Here is a 17,451-nt window from a genome sequence, read left to right as displayed (position 1 = left end):
ATTCATTTTAAGTAACTTTATATAGATTTTCTATTCACTAAAAAATGCTGTCATGAAAAAACAAATTATCTTCCTGATGTTTGCATTTGCCCTATTTCTTTCGTGCAAAAAAGAAGTTCCTAAACCTGTTGAAACTGCAAAAACTGGAACAAACAGCATGAGCTGTGCCCCGCCGGTTGTTGATGCAAAATGGTATGAGTCCGATAATAAAGCACCGCTCTTCAAAGGCATGGATGTTATTAATTATCCCATAACTACCAAGAATCCGGAAGTACAAAAGTATTTTAATCAGGGATTAGCACTGGCTTATGGTTTTAATCATGCCGAAGCAGCCCGATCTTTTCATTATGCCACAAAACTTGATCCCGAATGCGCAATGGCTTTTTGGGGATTTGCTTATGTGCTTGGCCCGAATTACAACGCCGGAATGGAACCCGACAATTACGAAAGAGCCTACAAAGCAATTCAGCAAGCAATAAAACTACAAGATAAAGTCAGCGAAAAAGAAAAGGCATTAATCAACGCATTATCAAAAAGATATGTAGCCAAACCGGTTGAGGATCGAAGCAAATTGGACATTACCTATTCGAATGCGATGAAGGAAGTCAACAGCAAATATCCAGAGGATATCAATATTAATGCTTTGTATGCCGAATCGGTGATGGATTTGCATCCTTGGGATTTATACGAGAAGAACGGCACCCCAAAACCCTGGACTCCGGAAATCATTTCTCTGATGGAGAAAATTTTGAAGAAAGATCCTAAACACATTGGTGCTAACCACTTTTACATTCACGCTGTTGAGGCTTCTAATGAACCACAGCGAGGTTATGCCTCAGCTAAATTCTTTGACGACGGAAATGCGGCTGCTTTCGGACATTTGGTACATATGCCTTCGCACATTTACATCCGAACTGGTGATTATCATAAAGGTACCATGGCCAACATTAATGCCTGTAAAGTAGACAGCGATTATGTGGCCATGTGCCATGCGCAAGGCGCTTATCCAATCAGCTACTACCCTCACAATTATCATTTCATGGCGGGAACAGCCACGCTGGAAGGCAACTCAAAATGGGCAATGGTTGGCGCCACTGAAACTGCAAAATTAGTGCATCCTGAAAACATGATCATTCCTGGATTGGAAACCTTACAGCATTATTATATGATTCCATATTTCGTTTCGGTGAAATTTGGAAAATGGGATGATATCCTGAAGATGAAATTGGTTTCAGACACTTTAAAATACCCGAAAGCCATTTCACACTATGCCAGAGGAATGGCTTATTTAGGAAAAAACGATTTACGCAAAGCCAAATCAGAATTGATGAGACTACAAGTGTTATCCAACGACAAATCGCTTGAGAAAATGACCATTTGGCAAATCAATTCAATGAGTTCCATCGCAAATATTGCGGCCAATGTATTGAATGCCGAAATTTTAGCACACGAAAGAGATTATACCCAAAGCATCCATTTACTTCAAAAAGCCATCGTTATTGAAGACGGTCTGAATTACAATGAACCACCAGATTGGTTTTTCTCTGTCCGCCATCATTTGGGAGCCATTTTTATTGAAGACGGCAAATATAATGAAGCCATTAAAGTTTATGAAGAAGATCTAAAACGATTACCTAAAAACGGCTGGGCTTACCACGGATTGAAATTGGCTTATGAGAAACTGAACAACCAAACGAAAGTAAAAGAAATGGAACAGCTTATTGCGAAAAGCTGGGCTACAGCAGATATAAAGCTAACATCCTCAAGAATAAAATAAACTTAGTATCTGATTCGGATTCCGAATTTTCTGGCACGGTTTTTATTGGAACCAAAACAATAAAATCAACCAACGAAAGCCAGAACCTATTGACTGAAAATTACTATTGCAACTTTATCAAGTAACATTAACCCTCTAAATAGTAATTTATGAAAACAGTCACCGGACTTGCCCTGGCTTTGCTTGTAATTGGCATAGCAGTTTCCTGCAAGGAAAAAATGGAAGAAAAAGTAGATTATCCCACATCAGAAACTACAGAAACCGTTTCCCCCGAAGTCGTTTCATCTTCGGCGGCGGTTGAAAAAAAAGATTCAGACCGGAAATTCATAAGGACGGCCGACATAAAATTCAAAGTCAAAAACGTTGCTAAATCGACTTATGCTATTGAAGATGCCACGACTAAATTTGGAGGCTTTGTAACTTATACCAATCTGCAGAGTGAAATTTCGGAAAGAAACGAGACTAAAGTCAGTAAAGACAGTATTTTAGAAACTATAAAATATCAGGTTAAGAACGATATTACTATTCGCGTTCCCAATACCAAATTGGATACGGTAATCAAAACGATTGCCAAGCAGATTGATTTCCTTGATTTCAGGGTAATCAAAGCCGATGATGTTTCGCTGCAATTCTTAGCCAACCAGATGGAACAAAACCGATCTGTGTCCAACGAAAAAAGACTTGAGAAAGCCATTGATACCAAAGGAAAGAAACTTAATTCTGTAATCGATGCTGAACAGACACTAGCCGACAAAAAAGAACAGAACGACAGTAGTAAATTGAAGAATCTCTCGTTAAAGGATCAGGTTAATTTCAGCACCTTGACCCTTCAGATTTATCAGAACGAAGCCATCAAACACGAAATGCTGGCCAGCGAAGAAAGTATTGATGCTTACAGACCTCATATAGGTTTACAGCTGCTGGATTCCCTAAAAACGGGTTGGTATTTCCTGGAGAATATCATTGCTTTTATAGTTAGTTTGTGGGGCTTTATTCTGATTCTTTTCGGAGGTTATTTTATCTACAAAAAATACTACAAAACTAAAAGCTAAAACATAACACCCTGTTAATTAATTCATTAACTTTGTAATATAAACCTTTAAAATCATAAAAGTTATGAAAGTCGCAACTATTATCATCAGGGTACTTTTGGGGTCGCTGTTGCTGTTTGCTTCCATTTCGTACTTTTTGACCTATGGGGAACAACCGGCACTTGCAGGCGACCTGAAAACCGTTTTTGAGGGATTCAAAGCCACAAAGTATTTGCTTACATTGGTAAAAATCATTGAATTACTGAGCGGACTGTCTTTCCTTACCGGGAAATTCATTAAACTATTCAGTCTCGTATTTTTACCGGTTTCAATAAATATTTTACTTATGAATGTTTTTTTGATTCCGGCGGGACTTCCAATTGCGATGTTTGTCTTTTTGGGAAATATTTTTCTGATTTACAGAAGTTGGGAAAGTTATAAAGGAATATTGGGTAGTTAGTTATTTTCTATAAAAAGAAAACCCGTCCCGTTGCGAACAACGAGACGGGTTTTTATTTTAATATAATTCCGAATTATACGTGTAACGCTCTGTTATCCGTAGCTGCTAAAGCTGCTTCTTTGATAGCTTCAGCGAACGTTGGGTGCGCGTGAGACATTCTTGAGATATCTTCTGCAGAAGCACGGAATTCCATAGCTGTTACTGCTTCAGCGATTAAATCTGCTGCACGGGCACCAATCATGTGGATACCTAATACTTCATCCGTTTTAGCATCGGCAAGGATTTTCACAAAACCTTCGATGTCAGCACTTGCACGTGCACGACCTAAAGCTTTGAACGGAAAGCTTCCTGATTTGTAAGCTACTCCTGCTTCTTTCAATTGCTCTTCGGTTTTACCAACAGCAGCAACTTCCGGCCAAGTGTAAACAACTCCAGGGATTAAGTTATAATCGATATGTGGTTTTTGACCCGATAAATATTCAGCAACCATTACTCCTTCTTCTTCCGCTTTGTGCGCTAACATGGCTCCGCGAACTACGTCACCAATAGCATAAATGTTAGAAGCCGATGTTTGTAAATGATCGTTTACTTCAACCTGACCTCTTTCTGTAATTTTAACTCCGGCTTTCTCAGCGTTCAATCCATCAGTATAAGGACGACGACCAACAGAAACCAAAGCATAGTCACCTTCTAAAGTGATAATTTCTCCTTTTGCGTTTTCTGCTTTCACAACCACACCTTCTCCTGCTCTGTCAACAGCTTGTACTTTGTGAGAAGTGTAGAATTTCATTCCCTGTTTTTTCAACACTTTTGTCAGTTCTTTAGACAAACCTCCGTCCATACCAGGAATGATTCTGTCCATAAACTCAACAACAGAAACTTTAGCACCTAAACGTAAGTATACCTGTCCTAACTCTAATCCGATTACTCCACCACCAATAATTACAAGGTGTTCTGGGACTTTTGGTAATTTTAAAGCTTCGGTAGATGTAATGATTCTTTCTTTATCAATTTTGATAAAAGGCAAAGAAGATGGTTTTGAACCTGTAGCAATAATAGTGTTCTTAGCTTCAATTTTCTCTACTGAACCATCTGCTTTAGTCACATTGATTGTAGTTGCATTTTCGAATGAACCAACACCATTGTATACAGTGATGTTATTTTTGTCCATTAAATATTTTACTCCTCCTGAAGTTTGGTCAACAACTGCCTGTTTGCGGGCAATCATTTTCTCTAAATTCACTTTTACGTCTCCTGAAACCTCGATTCCGTGATCTGCAAAGTGCTGTAATTCTTCGTAATGGTGAGAGGAAGCCAGTAATGCTTTAGACGGAATACATCCTACATTAAGACAGGTACCTCCAAGGGTTGAATATTTTTCGATAATGGCAGTTTTCATTCCCAACTGTGCACAACGGATTGCTGCTACGTACCCGCCGGGACCTGAACCAATAATAACTACGTCAAATGAACTCATAGTATTTATTTTATGATGTGTTTTTAAAAAATTCGAGTGACAAAATTAAGGAATTTTGTTTATACCGAGTCGGTTTATTTTAGGAAAATAAAGATGATTTCTTTTTATGACAGAATTTCAACCAGGCATTAAAAATCACACAAAATCACATAAAAAAAACCCTAAAATCTCTTTTAGGGCTTCGCATTTTATTGGAAATGATTATATCTCATCATTACAAGTATACACTTGCGGGCATGCTATATATTTCACACAATAATCCGGTCCTATAACGGCTCCACTGCATGAACATCCGCAAAGTGATAAATCCGGGTTACCTTTTCCGGATCCTTGAATCATTTTTTGACTTTCTCTAGAAAGTACTTCAACACCTTTAATGTTTAGAAGTCTTGTTTTCATAAAAATTACTTTTTTTGATTAATAAGTATAAAAGTAATCTTTTATTTACATCACGCAAATATTTTTCAAAAAATGTAATCTTTTACATATAAAAAGCTGTAGTGTTCTTTACTTCGCCGATCATAAAAGTACTGTGTGTACTTCCAATATGTTGTAACGTAGTGAGTTTTGTAACCATGAATTCGCGGTATTCCTCCATGTCTTTAACGCACACTTTCAGAATATAATCGTAATCACCACTTACGTGAAAGCATTCCAAAACTTCATTCAGCTGAACCACTTCTTTCTCAAACTGATTGATGAATTCTTTGGTATGTTGTAATAATTTCAGATGACAGAATACCACAAACCCTTTTTCAATCTTGTTTCTATTGACCAAAGCAACGTACTTATCAATTATACCTTCTTTTTCAAGTTTTTTGATACGTTCGTACACGGCAGTAACTGAAAGATTCAATTTCAGGGAAAGCTCTTTTGTTGTCTGTTTACTGTCTGATTGCAGTAATTTCAGTAATTTTTTATCGATTGCATCAAAAGTCATCGGAGATTATTTTTTGGTTTAAAGTTCAAATTTAACAAACTGAATCCAAATTTCATCTTTAAAAATGAATTTTAATAGTTTTATTATCTAATTATCAATACATCGGTTGATTTTTTTTCTTAAATAAACTTATTTTGATTTCTATATAACTGAAACAACATACAAAAAATACCTATTTATGGAAAAATTTAATCCGGCAGACAAAATTCAGGATTTACAGTATTTTGGCGAATTTGGCGGCGTAAACCCTTCTATTTCTGACAGTTCAACATACACTTTTCTTTCAGCAAAAACAATGTTTGACACCTTTGAAGGTAATGCAGAAGGCTGTTATTTATATTCCCGTCATTCTTCTCCTAGTAATTTATACTTAGACAAAGCTTTGGCAGCAATGGAAGGAACTGAAAGCGCGAACGTCGCTGCTTCGGGAATGGGTGCCATCACTCCTACTTTATTACAATTATGCGGAAATGGTGACCATATTGTATCCAGCCGTACTATTTATGGGGGAACATATGCATTCTTAAAGAACTTCGCTCCACGTATGGGTGTACAAACCACTTTTGTTGATATTACAAAATTAGATGTAGTTGAAGCAGCTATTACTCCGGACACAAAAGTATTATACTGTGAAACGGTAAGTAATCCACTATTGGAAGTAGCCGATATTGCTTCATTGGCTAAAATTGCGAAAAAACACAATATTAAATTGGTGGTAGACAATACGTTCTCACCATTATCGGTTGCGCCTGCGAAATTAGGTGCCGATATTGTAATCCACAGTTTGACAAAATACATCAACGGAAGCAGTGATACTGTTGGCGGTGTGGTTTGTGCTTCGCAGGAATTCATCAACGCTTTAAAAAATGTAAACGATGGTGCCAGTATGTTATTAGGTCCGACAATGGACAGCATGCGTTCGGCGTCTGTAATGAAAAACCTTCGCACGCTTCATATCCGTATAAAACAACACAGTCAAAACGCACAGTATTTAGCTGAAAAATTTGAAGCAGACGGAATTAAAACGGTTTATCCGGGATTGAAATCACACCCAAGTCATGAAATTTACAAAACCATGATTAATCCTGAATACGGTTTTGGAGGTATGATGACAATTGATGTTGGTTCATTAGACAACGCCAATGCTTTAATGGAATTAATGCAGGAAAGAAACCTGGGTTACTTAGCCGTGAGTTTAGGGTTTTACAAAACTTTATTCAGCGCACCAGGAACTTCAACATCTTCTGAAATTCCGCTTGACGAACAAAAAGAAATGGGTCTAACCGACGGATTAATTCGTTTCTCAATCGGTTTGGATAATGATATTGAAAGAACCTATACAATGATGAAACAATGTATGGAGGAACTTTCGATTTTAAATAAGGAACTTTCGATTCTAAATAATTAAGAAGTTTATTTTGGTTTAAATGTAAAATCCGCTTTTGAGCAATCATGAGCGGATTTTTTATTATTTTGAAGCCTTTACATTTTTCTTATTTTTCTTATATATTTGCGCAAAAAATATATAAAATGAAAAAATTCTTACTTATTTTTATTCTATCCGTTTATACAACAGGGTTCGCCCAAACAATCTCTGTAGTCAATATTACTACCAATGATATCGTTTACAGCACTTATAACAGTAAACTTTATGCTACAGTACCAAGCGCAAATGGAACCAACGGCAACAGTATCGGGAGGATTAATCCACTGACTGCAGCACTTGAAGGAACAACCCCTATTGGAAGTGAGCCAAGTGTAATGGCAATTTCTTCAGATGGGCAGACTATATATTGCGGTTTCAACGGAACTTCAACAGTAAGAAAATTCAATACTACAAACAACACTGCCTCTACCCAATTTTCTTTAGGTTCAGATACTTATTCAGGAGCATTTTATGCCGAAGATATTGAAGTTATGCCTAACAATCCGAACACAATTGCCGTGGCAAGAAGAAACTTAGGCTATTCACCTAAACATGAAGGTGTTGCGATTTACGATAATGGAATTATGAGAGCGACTACCACCCCAGACCATTCAGGAAGTAATCAAATTGAATTTGATGATGAATTTTCTCTGGTAGGTTATAATAATGAATCTACGGAATATGGATTTAGAAGAATGAGTATTAACGCTGGCGGGGTCACTGAAACAAGCTTATCAAGAAGCTTGGTTCATGGATTTGGATTAAATTTTAGCGCGTATAACAAAAAGGCATTTTTTACTAACGGAACTGTAATCGATTTTAACTTTTCTCCTTTCGTTTCCGGAACTTTTTCAAACGCAAATGGTCCGACAATTTATGACACTTTTACCGGACTGGTATGTATTGCCAGTAATGACGCTAACGGAGCAATTACGTTTAAGAGATATAATCCTGAAACTTATTTATTGGTAGATAGCTTACCAATACCTCAAGCAAACGGACAGGCAAAAAATATTACAGTGTGTGGTAATGGATGTTATGCTTTCAATACAACAAATAACAAAGTAATAATTATTAAAAATTTCCTTAATCTAAATTCAGAAGAGTTTAAAGCCAAGTCATCTCTCTCCCTGTACCCTAACCCCGTAAGCAGCACTTTGAGTTTTTCACATGACAATACTTTAAATATAGAGAAGGTTGAAATTTATAGCAGTATTGGCCAGAAAATAAAAACCCTGGAAAGGAATGATATTACTATTTCACATCTTGAAGTCTCCGATTTGACAGCGGGTATTTATTTTGCTGATATTTTTACCAACGAAGGAAAAATAACGAAGAAGTTTATTAAAAAGTAAACAAAAATTACACAACCAATTAATCCGCTTTTGAGCAATCATGAGCGGATTTTTTATTATTCTGCATTTTGTGCGTTTTTCAAATCATAAAAAAAGTCGGTTGGAACTATTTTCCAACCGACTTTTTTTATTGGGAGTTATATTTCCAGGGAAATTTTCCTAATGTTTGATAACAACTTTTGTAGTAGTCAATACATCATCAGAATAAATTCCTATGAAATACAATCCATCAGACACTTCTGAAGTATTAACATTAAATACGTTAGTTCCTTCTACAGCGTCTCTGTTTTGTACAATTATCTCTTTTCCGTATAAATCCAACAATTTAACCTGAACTGGAGCTACTTTGTTTGAAGAATAAGAAACAGAAACCGTTCCATTACCAGGATTAGGGTATGCCAACAACTGAGAACGAGTCACAAATCTAGATTCCATCGACCAGTTAGCGGCTAAAGTAGTTCCATTAGCACAAACAGCCGACACCTGCCATACATAAACTGCTCCAAGAGTCAAATTACCAATTTGAACCGAATTGGTTGTCGATGTAACAGTTGTAAACGCCGCATCACTATAAGCCGGCTTGTATCGAACAATATAAGCAGCTACACCTGCAACACCATTCCATTGAAGTAATGCTCCATTTTGACTGATATTTATTGCAGATAAATTAGTCGGAACCGGACAAGCTGGCGCCGGACAATCACCCGTTGCAAATACAGCTCCAACAGACCACGGACTTAAAGCAAGTGCCCCGCTAGCCGTTGTGCCGCAAATCTTCTGTGCCTGCCATTCATATCTTGTATTGCATCTCAATTCTTTTAATTGGAACGGAACAGCAACATTGTTCAATGTAATCCAGGTTGTGGAATTCGGGCCATGGTAACGGATGTTATATCTTCCATCAGTTGCAGTCGTTCCAAAATGAAGCACTGCTCCATTTGGACCGATATTCGTTGCTGTTAAATTAGTCGGCGAAGGACAAGCCGTGTCGGGACAAGCAGATGTTGTGAATGCTGCTCCAACTGACCAAGGACTTAAGTTATTGTTTACAGTTCCCGGAGTAGCACAAATCTGTTGCGCCTGCCATTCATAAGTAGTATGGCAAGTTAAATTACCCAACTGGAACGGAACCGTAACATTGTTAAGCATAATCCAAGTTGTAGAGTTTGGACCATGATAACGGATGTTATACCTTCCAGTCACTGTACTGCTTCCAAAATGAAGCACAGCTCCGGTTTGGGTGATATTTGATGCTGCCAAATTAGTCGGAACTGAACATGGTGCAGGATCAGAACAAGCAGTTGTTGTGAAAGCCACTGCTGTAGACCAATTGCTCAAAATAGCTGTGGAATTATCTGCATTAGTACAAACTTTTTGTGCTTGCCATTCGTAACCTGTATGACAAGTCAACCCATGTAATTGATGAGGCATCGTAACATTATTGATAACAATCCAGTTTGCAGCATTCGGAACACGATAACGGATATTGAAAATTCCGGTATTCGCAAGAGTACCTAAATTAAGTACTGCACCTGTTTGGCTAATATTTGTAGTTGACAAATAAGTCGGCACAGGACAAGTAGTCGTTGGACAATTAGCTGTAGTAAAAGCTGCCCCTGTTGACCAATCACTTAAAGCACCTGGTGTTCCTGCTGAATTGGCACAAACTCTTTGTACCTGCCATTCATAAACTGCATGACAAGTCAAATTACCCAATTGATAAGGCATTGTAACATTATTAACAGTAATCCATGTTGTGGAATTTGGACCATGATAACGGATGTTGTACACTCCCGGATTGCTTGTAGTTCCTACATTAAGTACTGCACCTGATTGACTAATATTTGTTGCTGATAAATTAGTAGGAACCGGACAATTAGAAACCGGACACCCAGTCGTACTGAAAGGTAGTGGTGCAGACCACTCGCTTAAAATAATCGTGGAATTATCCGCGTTAGAGCAAATTTTCTGTGCTTGCCATTCATATGCCGTATGACAAGTCAATTCATGCAGCTGGTACGGCATCATAACATTATTGATAACAATCCAGTTTGCAGCATTCGGAACGCGATAACGGATATTGAAAATTCCGGTATTCGCAAGAGTACCTAAATTAAGTACTGCACCTGTTTGGCTGATATTCGTAGTTGACAAATAAGTAGGAACAGGACATGATGGTGCCGGACAGGCAGCTGTTGTAAACACTGCTTCAACTGACCAATCACTTAGATTATAATTTGTAGCACCGGTAATAGAACAAATCTGTTGCGCCTGCCATTCGTAAGTTGTATGGCAAGTCAAATTGCCTAACTGGAATGGAACCGTAACATTGTTTACAGTAACCCATGTTGTGGAATTCGGACCATGATAACGAATGTTATATCTTCCGGAAGTTGCATTCGTTCCAAAATGAAGGACAGCTCCCGTTTGACTGATGTTTGTTGCTGTTAAATTAGTCGGAACCAGACATGGTGTTGGTGTAGTACAGGCCATCGTAGTAAACGCAGATCCGACAGACCACGCACTTAAATTAGCTGTACCAGCCGAAGTACCACACACTTGTTGCATTTGCCACTCATAAGCAGTACCACATGTTAAATCACCCAGTTGATAAGGAATCGCTACGTTATTAACAGTAATCCAGTTTGTAGAATTTGGACCGTGATAACGAATGTTATACACTCCATTTGTTGCATCAACTCCCAAAGAAAGTACAGCCCCATTCTGACTAATGTTTGTTGCGTGCAAATTGGTAGGTACCGGACAAGTTGGCGTTGAGCAAGCTGAAGTAGTAAATGCTGACCCTAAAGACCATGCACTTAAAATAGGTGCATTATTAGGCGTCACACCACAAACTCGTTGTGCCTGCCATTCATAGGCGGTGTTGCATATCAAATTTCCTAATTGAAACGGAACGATGACATGGTTCAGTGTAGTCCAAGTCGTAGTTCCCGGACCATGGTAACGAATATTGTATGTCCCCGCGTTCGCAGTAGTCCCTATATAAAGTACCGCTCCTGTCGGACTGATATTCGCTGCCGTTAAGTTAGCAGGTGTTTCACAATTTATTTGTGCCATTAATCTGCCTGGAATAGACAGAAAAAGAAAAAACAAAAGAAACACGATTCGAGTAAAGTTTTTTCCCATCTTATTCTTATTTAAGATTTTACAATTTTAAAATTAACATTTTTTTATTACAAATAACTCACTAAACACCTGATATTTAATTGCACATTATAACAATTTTGTTAAAATTGTAACTATTTTACATAAGAATTGATTTTTAGGATTCCTTTACCACATCAGATTATAAACTTTATATAAATTAGCCATCAAATTATTTAATCAAACAATGAAAAAGTTTACTTTATTCTTTCTTCTGACAGGATCAATGACATTCGCCCAGCGAAACCTGACCATCGAAGAAACTGTAATGGGTGGAAGAAAATATGCTCCAACCACACAAACAGCGCAACAATGGCGTAAAGACTCCAAGTCAATAACTTATTTAAGTGCCGATTTTTCAACATTATTTGAGAAAAGTGCAGCAACATCTTGGAAGGAAACCACGTTAGCAACAAAAGCTGAATTAGAAAGCGCTCTGAAAGCAAAATTCCCTAACGAAGAGTTTTCGGTTAGAACATTTCCTGTTTCAATTAACTGGAAAACCACCAATTCATTTGAAACCGAAATAGCTGGTAAAAAAAACAATTATAAAGTGATTTACGATGTAGCTTCTAAGCAAATCACAAACACAATTGCTTATGATGTTCAAGGCACCAGCGCTGCATTTTCTTCAAACAACAATACAGCCTGGTTAAAAGGTAACAACATCAGAATTACAGATGCTTCAGGAAAAATAATCGAAGTAACCAACGATGAAAACCCTGCAATTGTGAACGGTAATGATTATGTTCACCGTCAGGAATTTGGTATCGACCGCGGTATGTGGTGGAACGAAGCCGGAACACAACTTGCTTACTACAGAAAAGATGAAACCATGGTGGGCAACTACCCTATCATTAACTGGAACGAGCGTGAAGCAGCAAACAAAGAAGTTAAATACCCGATGGCTGGAATGACGAGCGAGAATGTTTCGCTTGTAATTTATGATGTTGCCACAGGTAAAAAAGTTACCGTTCAAACCGGCGAACCAAAAGAGCAGTATTTGACTATGGTTTCATGGGAGCCGACAGGTAAATACATTTTCATCGGAATATTAAACCGTGAGCAAAATCACCTGAAATTCAACAAATACGATGCAAAAACAGGAGCTTTCGTAAAAACACTATTCGAAGAAAAAGCAGCAACTTGGGTTGAGCCTCAGCATGCTTTAACTTTTGTACCTAATAATCCGAACCAATTCATTTATCAGACAGATTTCAATGGTTTCAACCAAATGTATTTATACAACACTGACGGTAAACAATTGAAAAACCTTGCTTATAAGGATGTAATCGTAAAAGACTTTTTAGGTTTTGATGCTAAAAACACAAAAATCAATTACATCGGAACTTCAAACAACGGTTTAGACAGACAATTATATCAGGTCGATATCAAATCGGGAAAAACAGTTCAATTAACATCGATTTCCGGAACACACAATGCATCCGTTTCTTCAGACGGAACTATGATTTTGGATCAATACAGTAATGTTACCACTCCAAATGAAATTTCGGTTATCGACGTAAAATCAAATAAAGCAACCACTTTAGTAAAAGCTGAAAACCCGTTCACAGGAAAAGTGGAAATGCCAAAAATGGAATTGGTAACCATCACTTCTGCAGACGGTAAAACGCCTTTAAACGGAAGAATCATCTACCCTGCTAATTTTGATGCTACTAAAAAATATCCTGTAATGCTTTATGTTTACGGAGGTTCGCATGCACAATTGGTAAACAACCGTTGGATGGGCGGCGGAGGTTACTTCGATTATTACATGGCTCAGGAAGGATACGTGGTATTTACATTGGATAACCGTGGAAGTGATGCACGCGGAAAGAAATTCTGTGATGTAAACCACCGTCAGTTAGGTGTAAATGAAATGGCCGATCAGATGAAAGGGATTGAATTCCTTAAATCGAAATCGTTCGTAGATGCTGATAAAATCGGTGTTTTCGGATGGAGTTTTGGTGGATTTATGGCTACTTCTTTAATGACCAGCCAGAACAATGTATTTAAAGTTGGTGTTGCCGGTGGTCCGGTAATCGACTGGAAATACTATGAAGTAATGTACGGAGAGCGCTATATGGACACGCCTCAGGAAAATCCGGAAGGTTATGCCAAAGCTTCATTATTGGATAAAGCAAAAGACTTAAAAGGAAGATTGTTGATTATTCACGGAGCTCAGGATCCGGTAGTAGTTCAACAACAGAGTATGAACTTTGTCGAAGCATGTATCAAAGCCGGCAAGCAGGTGGATTACTTCTTATATCCTAACCACGAACACAATGTGGGAGGTAGAGACAGAATTCACATGTATGCAAAAATCGCTGATTACTTTAATGTGCATTTGAAGTAATAGACTTCTTAGAATTCTTAGAATTCTAAGAATTTTAGATAATTAGAAAATCCGTTGTGAAAGCAGCGGATTTTATATTTTTATACAGAAAAGTTTTATAAATTTGAATCACATTCAAGTACAACGCATCATACTGAAAAATGAAAAAATTTCTTTGCATTCTGATAATTCTTAGTTTTCAAATCGCTTTTTGCCAAAATATAGAAGCCGATTTCATCATTACCAATGTCTCTGTAGTCCCGATGAATACTGAACTGGTTCTTAAAAACAAGTCAGTTGTAATTAAGAACGGAAAAATCATTGAAATTACCGATGACAGGAAATTAAAAACCAAAGCGAAACAAACCATTGATGGTAAAGGAAAATTTTTAATTCCTTCCTTAGCCGATGCACATGCTCATCTTCCGGAAAATGATGTAGAATTAGAGAAGTATTTCAAACTCAACCTTATTAACGGCGTTACAAAACTTCGTTCAATGCGAGGCGATTCGAAGCATATTGAAATGAAAAAGAAATATAACACCGAGAATTCATATTATCCGAAATTATACCTCTCTCCTAATCCTATCACAAAAAATCTAAGCTTCACAAAAGAGCAAATAGTTACATTCGTAAAAGAAACAAAAGAAAACGGATTTGATTTCATAAAAGTTCTGAGCATTAAAAATCAGGAATTATTTGACGAATTAAACGCAGTTTGTAAAGAATACGATGTGAAAATCGGCGGTCATTTTCCGAGCAATCCAAAAGGTGTTATCATTAGTGATGAAAGCTTTTTTGGATCAAACTATACTTCTTTCGAGCATTTGGGCGGACTTATCGGTGAGCCAAATTCTTTTGAATCGCGAGTAAAATCAATAAAGGAAAAAAAATTATTTGTCTGCCCTACCCTGCAATGGTACATAATTAGTTACGGACAATATTCGGTTGAGGATATGATAAAACAAAAAGGAATGCAATTCATCAATCCTGAAACAGTAAAAGAATGGGCCGAGAAAACAAATTTGTATCGGGAAAAAACGGGCAAAAAGGAGTTTGAAGAAGAAGTAGCCCTTTATGCTAAAGAATTACAGGAACGTCATGCTGTTATCAAACGATTAAATGATGAAGGGGTTCCTTTATTATTGAGTCCGGACAGCAGTTCAAAATTCATCGTGGCGGGTTTTGCAATGCACGAAGAAATGAAATCATACCAAAAAGCCGGTTTAACAAATTATGCTGTTTTAAAAACTGGAACAGTAAATTTTGCCAATTTATTTAATGAAAATTACGGAACGATTGAAGTCGGAAAAAATGCAGATTTCCTTATTGTTTCAAAAAACCCATTGGAAAGATTAGATGCTTTGGAAAAAATTGAAGGCATTTACTTTAACAATCAGTATTTGAATAAAAATATACTTGAAGAAATGTCAAGATCAATTTTACCAAATTAAAAATTATTGTCTTCTTATCATCAATAAAACCCTGAGCTTTACTCAGGGTTTTTTAATTCCGCCGAGCAAAATTAATTGGAGATACATCAAAGTTTAATCGCTGAGCGTCCTATGATAAAAAAATCCCGAGCGTTAAACTCGGGATTCTTCTTTTAATCTTCAATTGTCGCTTTAATTCTGTTGAAATTCAGTTTACTGTTTTTATAGCCGAAACTGAAATAGAACACCAATCCGATTATCAGCCAAACTCCGAACCATTTCCAGTTGGAAACCGCCATCCCGGTTAACAGGTAACAGCAGGAAATCAATCCCAATAACGGAATTAACGAAAGGTTTTTAAGGAACGCCATCACCGCCATCACACCACATAAAACAAAGAATACCACCATCGAAATATTTGTCGCGAATTTGTCTCCCGAGAAATCAAACGTATCGGTAAAGAAAGTTGGGAAAACATAGTTTACGATAAAAATGGTTCCCACCACGATGGCTGGGAAAATAAACTTTGAATTTATGTAAGGTATTCTGAATTTACCATTGCTTTTGCGTTCAGCCAATTCTTCTTCGCTCTGTGGAGACAGCAGCAATACACCGCCACAAACCAATACGAAGGCGAATAAAGTACCGATACTTGTAAAATCCAACACGAAATTCTCATCGGTAAAGAAAATTGGCAGACCTACCACTAAACCGGTCACGATTGTTGCAAATCCCGGCGTTTTATGCTTCGGATGAATTTCCGCAAATTTCTTCGGCATCAGTCCGTCACGGCTCATGGTCATCCAGATTCTCGGCTGTCCCATCTGAAACACCAGCATCACACTGGTCATCGCCACAACGGCCGCAATGGACACAATGAACAACATCCATTTCACCCCTTTTAAAGCAAAAATTTCAGCTAACGGATCGGTTACACCCAATAAATCGTATTTTACCATGCCGGTTAAAACCAAGGCCAAAATGATATAAATCACGGTACAAATCACTAAAGAATAAATCATTCCTTTCGGTAAATCCCTTTGCGGATTTTTACTTTCTTCTGCCAAAGTCGAAACGGCATCAAAACCGATATATGCAAAGAATACTGCCGATACTCCGGCCATAACACCGCCAAAACCATTCGGCATAAATGGTGTCCAGTTGTCGATATCCACATAAAAAACACCTACCGCAATTACCAAAGCAATAATAGCTAATTTAATGATTACCATGACATTGCTAAAGTTTTTTGATTCCTTGGTACCTTTATAAACCAAATAGGTAATCAACAAATTAATCACCACAGCAGGTAAATCAAAAATCACTTTCAGGCTCCCCAGCATTGGTGCATTTTGCCATGCATTGAAACCTTCCCCGGCTTTATTTTCAAGGAAAGCAGAATGAGCCGACTGATAATTAATCGTTAGCCACTCCGGCAAATGAATGTGGAAACTCTCTAACAAATTGGTAAAATAACCACTCCATGAAAAGGCGATATAAATATTTCCGATGGAATATTCCATAATCAATGCCCAACCGATAATCCATGCGAATAATTCGCCAAATGAAACATAGGCATACGTATAAGCACTACCTGAAACAGGCACTCGTGAAGCGAATTCGGCATAACACATAGCTGTAAATCCGCACGCGATTGCACAAATAATATACAAAAGCGTTACACCCGGACCACCTGAAAAACAGGCATTCCCGATAGCAGAAAAAGTTCCGCCACCAATAATTGCTGCTATCCCGAAAAAGGTTAAATCGCGAACGGTAAGAACTTTGTGTAATCCAGTGGCGTGATCTCCGTCCCCACCCTGTTTCAATATAGTTGATGTTGATTTTCTTCTGAATAAATCGGTAAAAGACATAAAAATTCTTTGTAAATAGTGTTAGTTTATCGGCAAAAACCTTTCAAAATCACAGAATATCCCTGCTTTTTTTTAAGGTAAACAAATATATAAAACCAATTGAATAAATAACATTTTGGGTTTGAAAATTTAAAAAAACGTTACGATAACTATTTGTTATCATTAAATAAGAAATTAT

12 protein-coding genes are annotated in these 17,451 nt (G+C 37.4%); 7 read left to right on the top strand and 5 right to left on the bottom strand.

Translation table 11 applies throughout. The features are described from left to right. Nucleotides 1–52 precede the first annotated feature (52 nt). The 3 genes from LZF87_RS09445 (at nucleotide 53) to LZF87_RS09435 (ending at nucleotide 3,268) form a co-directional block, all read left to right on the top strand. Nucleotides 53–1,777, top strand: coding sequence for a tetratricopeptide repeat protein (locus tag LZF87_RS09445; protein WP_244338680.1), 1,725 nt, complete (start codon nucleotides 53–55; stop codon nucleotides 1,775–1,777). Between the two features lie 149 nt (nucleotides 1,778–1,926). Continuing rightward, entirely contained in the window at nucleotides 1,927–2,829 is a 903-nt protein-coding gene (locus tag LZF87_RS09440; RefSeq protein WP_244338679.1) for a DUF4349 domain-containing protein, read from the top strand. 64 nt (nucleotides 2,830–2,893) lie between these two features. After that, on the top strand, nucleotides 2,894–3,268 hold the full coding sequence (locus tag LZF87_RS09435; protein ID WP_244338678.1) for a DoxX family protein: 375 nt from the start codon (nucleotides 2,894–2,896) through the stop codon (nucleotides 3,266–3,268). Nucleotides 3,269–3,341: 73 nt separating this feature from the next. Here LZF87_RS09435 and lpdA read toward each other — a convergent pair whose 3' ends face one another. The 3 genes from lpdA to LZF87_RS09420 all read right to left on the bottom strand — a co-directional run bounded on the left by lpdA (nucleotide 3,342) and on the right by LZF87_RS09420 (nucleotide 5,685). Further along, the gene (gene lpdA / locus LZF87_RS09430) at nucleotides 3,342–4,745 is read right to left on the bottom strand and encodes a dihydrolipoyl dehydrogenase (protein WP_244338677.1); all 1,404 of its coding nucleotides are present in this window, start codon (nucleotides 4,743–4,745) and stop codon (nucleotides 3,342–3,344) included. A gap of 201 nt (nucleotides 4,746–4,946) precedes the next feature. Further along, a complete protein-coding gene (locus tag LZF87_RS09425) occupies nucleotides 4,947–5,144 on the bottom strand; it encodes a hypothetical protein (RefSeq protein ID WP_244338676.1) in 198 nt (65 codons plus the stop codon). An 82-nt stretch (nucleotides 5,145–5,226) separates the two neighbouring features. Then, nucleotides 5,227–5,685, bottom strand: coding sequence for an Lrp/AsnC family transcriptional regulator (locus LZF87_RS09420; RefSeq protein WP_244338675.1), 459 nt, complete (start codon nucleotides 5,683–5,685; stop codon nucleotides 5,227–5,229). Nucleotides 5,686–5,863: 178 nt separating this feature from the next. Between LZF87_RS09420 and LZF87_RS09415 the strand changes: the two genes are divergently transcribed. Together LZF87_RS09415 and LZF87_RS09410 are read left to right on the top strand one after the other, a co-directional pair. Further along, nucleotides 5,864–7,093: an aminotransferase class I/II-fold pyridoxal phosphate-dependent enzyme gene (locus LZF87_RS09415; RefSeq protein ID WP_244338674.1), complete on the top strand. Its 1,230-nt coding sequence runs from the start codon at nucleotides 5,864–5,866 to the stop codon at nucleotides 7,091–7,093. A gap of 122 nt (nucleotides 7,094–7,215) precedes the next feature. Continuing rightward, on the top strand, nucleotides 7,216–8,466 hold the full coding sequence (locus LZF87_RS09410) for a T9SS type A sorting domain-containing protein (RefSeq protein ID WP_244338673.1): 1,251 nt from the start codon (nucleotides 7,216–7,218) through the stop codon (nucleotides 8,464–8,466). A 159-nt stretch (nucleotides 8,467–8,625) separates the two neighbouring features. On the opposite strand, the gene LZF87_RS09405 is transcribed toward LZF87_RS09410, so the two are convergent. Further along, nucleotides 8,626–11,613, bottom strand: a complete 2,988-nt coding sequence (locus LZF87_RS09405) for a fibronectin type III domain-containing protein (RefSeq protein ID WP_244338672.1) — start codon at nucleotides 11,611–11,613, stop codon at nucleotides 8,626–8,628. 205 nt (nucleotides 11,614–11,818) lie between these two features. Between LZF87_RS09405 and LZF87_RS09400 the strand changes: the two genes are divergently transcribed. Both LZF87_RS09400 and LZF87_RS09395 read left to right on the top strand, forming a co-directional pair. Continuing rightward, entirely contained in the window at nucleotides 11,819–13,987 is a 2,169-nt protein-coding gene (locus LZF87_RS09400; protein ID WP_244338671.1) for a S9 family peptidase, read from the top strand. A 140-nt stretch (nucleotides 13,988–14,127) separates the two neighbouring features. Continuing rightward, nucleotides 14,128–15,420: an amidohydrolase family protein gene (locus tag LZF87_RS09395; RefSeq protein ID WP_244338670.1), complete on the top strand. Its 1,293-nt coding sequence runs from the start codon at nucleotides 14,128–14,130 to the stop codon at nucleotides 15,418–15,420. Between the two features lie 152 nt (nucleotides 15,421–15,572). Here LZF87_RS09395 and LZF87_RS09390 read toward each other — a convergent pair whose 3' ends face one another. Then, nucleotides 15,573–17,273 carry an amino acid permease gene (locus LZF87_RS09390; RefSeq protein ID WP_244338669.1) on the bottom strand — a complete coding sequence of 567 codons (1,701 nt, stop codon included), beginning with the start codon at nucleotides 17,271–17,273 and terminating at the stop codon, nucleotides 15,573–15,575. Between the last annotated feature and the right edge of the window lie 178 nt (nucleotides 17,274–17,451).

The organism is Flavobacterium enshiense (genome assembly GCF_022836875.1).
Lineage (GTDB): Bacteria > Bacteroidota > Bacteroidia > Flavobacteriales > Flavobacteriaceae > Flavobacterium > Flavobacterium enshiense_A.
Note: the sequence above shows the minus strand (reverse complement) of the source record. Positions and strands in the feature narration are given on the sequence as shown.

Bases quoted from the DNA above. Each gene is read 5' to 3' on its own strand.
- LZF87_RS09390 (WP_244338669.1), bottom strand. From the start codon at position 17,273: ATGTCTTTTACCGATTTATTCAGAAGAAAATCAACATCAACTATATTG.
- LZF87_RS09405 (WP_244338672.1), bottom strand. From the start codon at position 11,613: ATGGGAAAAAACTTTACTCGAATCGTGTTTCTTTTGTTTTTTCTTTTT.
- LZF87_RS09400 (WP_244338671.1), top strand. From the start codon at position 11,819: ATGAAAAAGTTTACTTTATTCTTTCTTCTGACAGGATCAATGACATTC.
- LZF87_RS09440 (WP_244338679.1), top strand. From the start codon at position 1,927: ATGAAAACAGTCACCGGACTTGCCCTGGCTTTGCTTGTAATTGGCATA.
- LZF87_RS09445 (WP_244338680.1), top strand. From the start codon at position 53: ATGAAAAAACAAATTATCTTCCTGATGTTTGCATTTGCCCTATTTCTT.
- LZF87_RS09395 (WP_244338670.1), top strand. From the start codon at position 14,128: ATGAAAAAATTTCTTTGCATTCTGATAATTCTTAGTTTTCAAATCGCT.
- LZF87_RS09415 (WP_244338674.1), top strand. From the start codon at position 5,864: ATGGAAAAATTTAATCCGGCAGACAAAATTCAGGATTTACAGTATTTT.
- lpdA (WP_244338677.1), bottom strand. From the start codon at position 4,745: ATGAGTTCATTTGACGTAGTTATTATTGGTTCAGGTCCCGGCGGGTAC.
- LZF87_RS09435 (WP_244338678.1), top strand. From the start codon at position 2,894: ATGAAAGTCGCAACTATTATCATCAGGGTACTTTTGGGGTCGCTGTTG.
- LZF87_RS09410 (WP_244338673.1), top strand. From the start codon at position 7,216: ATGAAAAAATTCTTACTTATTTTTATTCTATCCGTTTATACAACAGGG.
- LZF87_RS09425 (WP_244338676.1), bottom strand. From the start codon at position 5,144: ATGAAAACAAGACTTCTAAACATTAAAGGTGTTGAAGTACTTTCTAGA.
- LZF87_RS09420 (WP_244338675.1), bottom strand. From the start codon at position 5,685: ATGACTTTTGATGCAATCGATAAAAAATTACTGAAATTACTGCAATCA.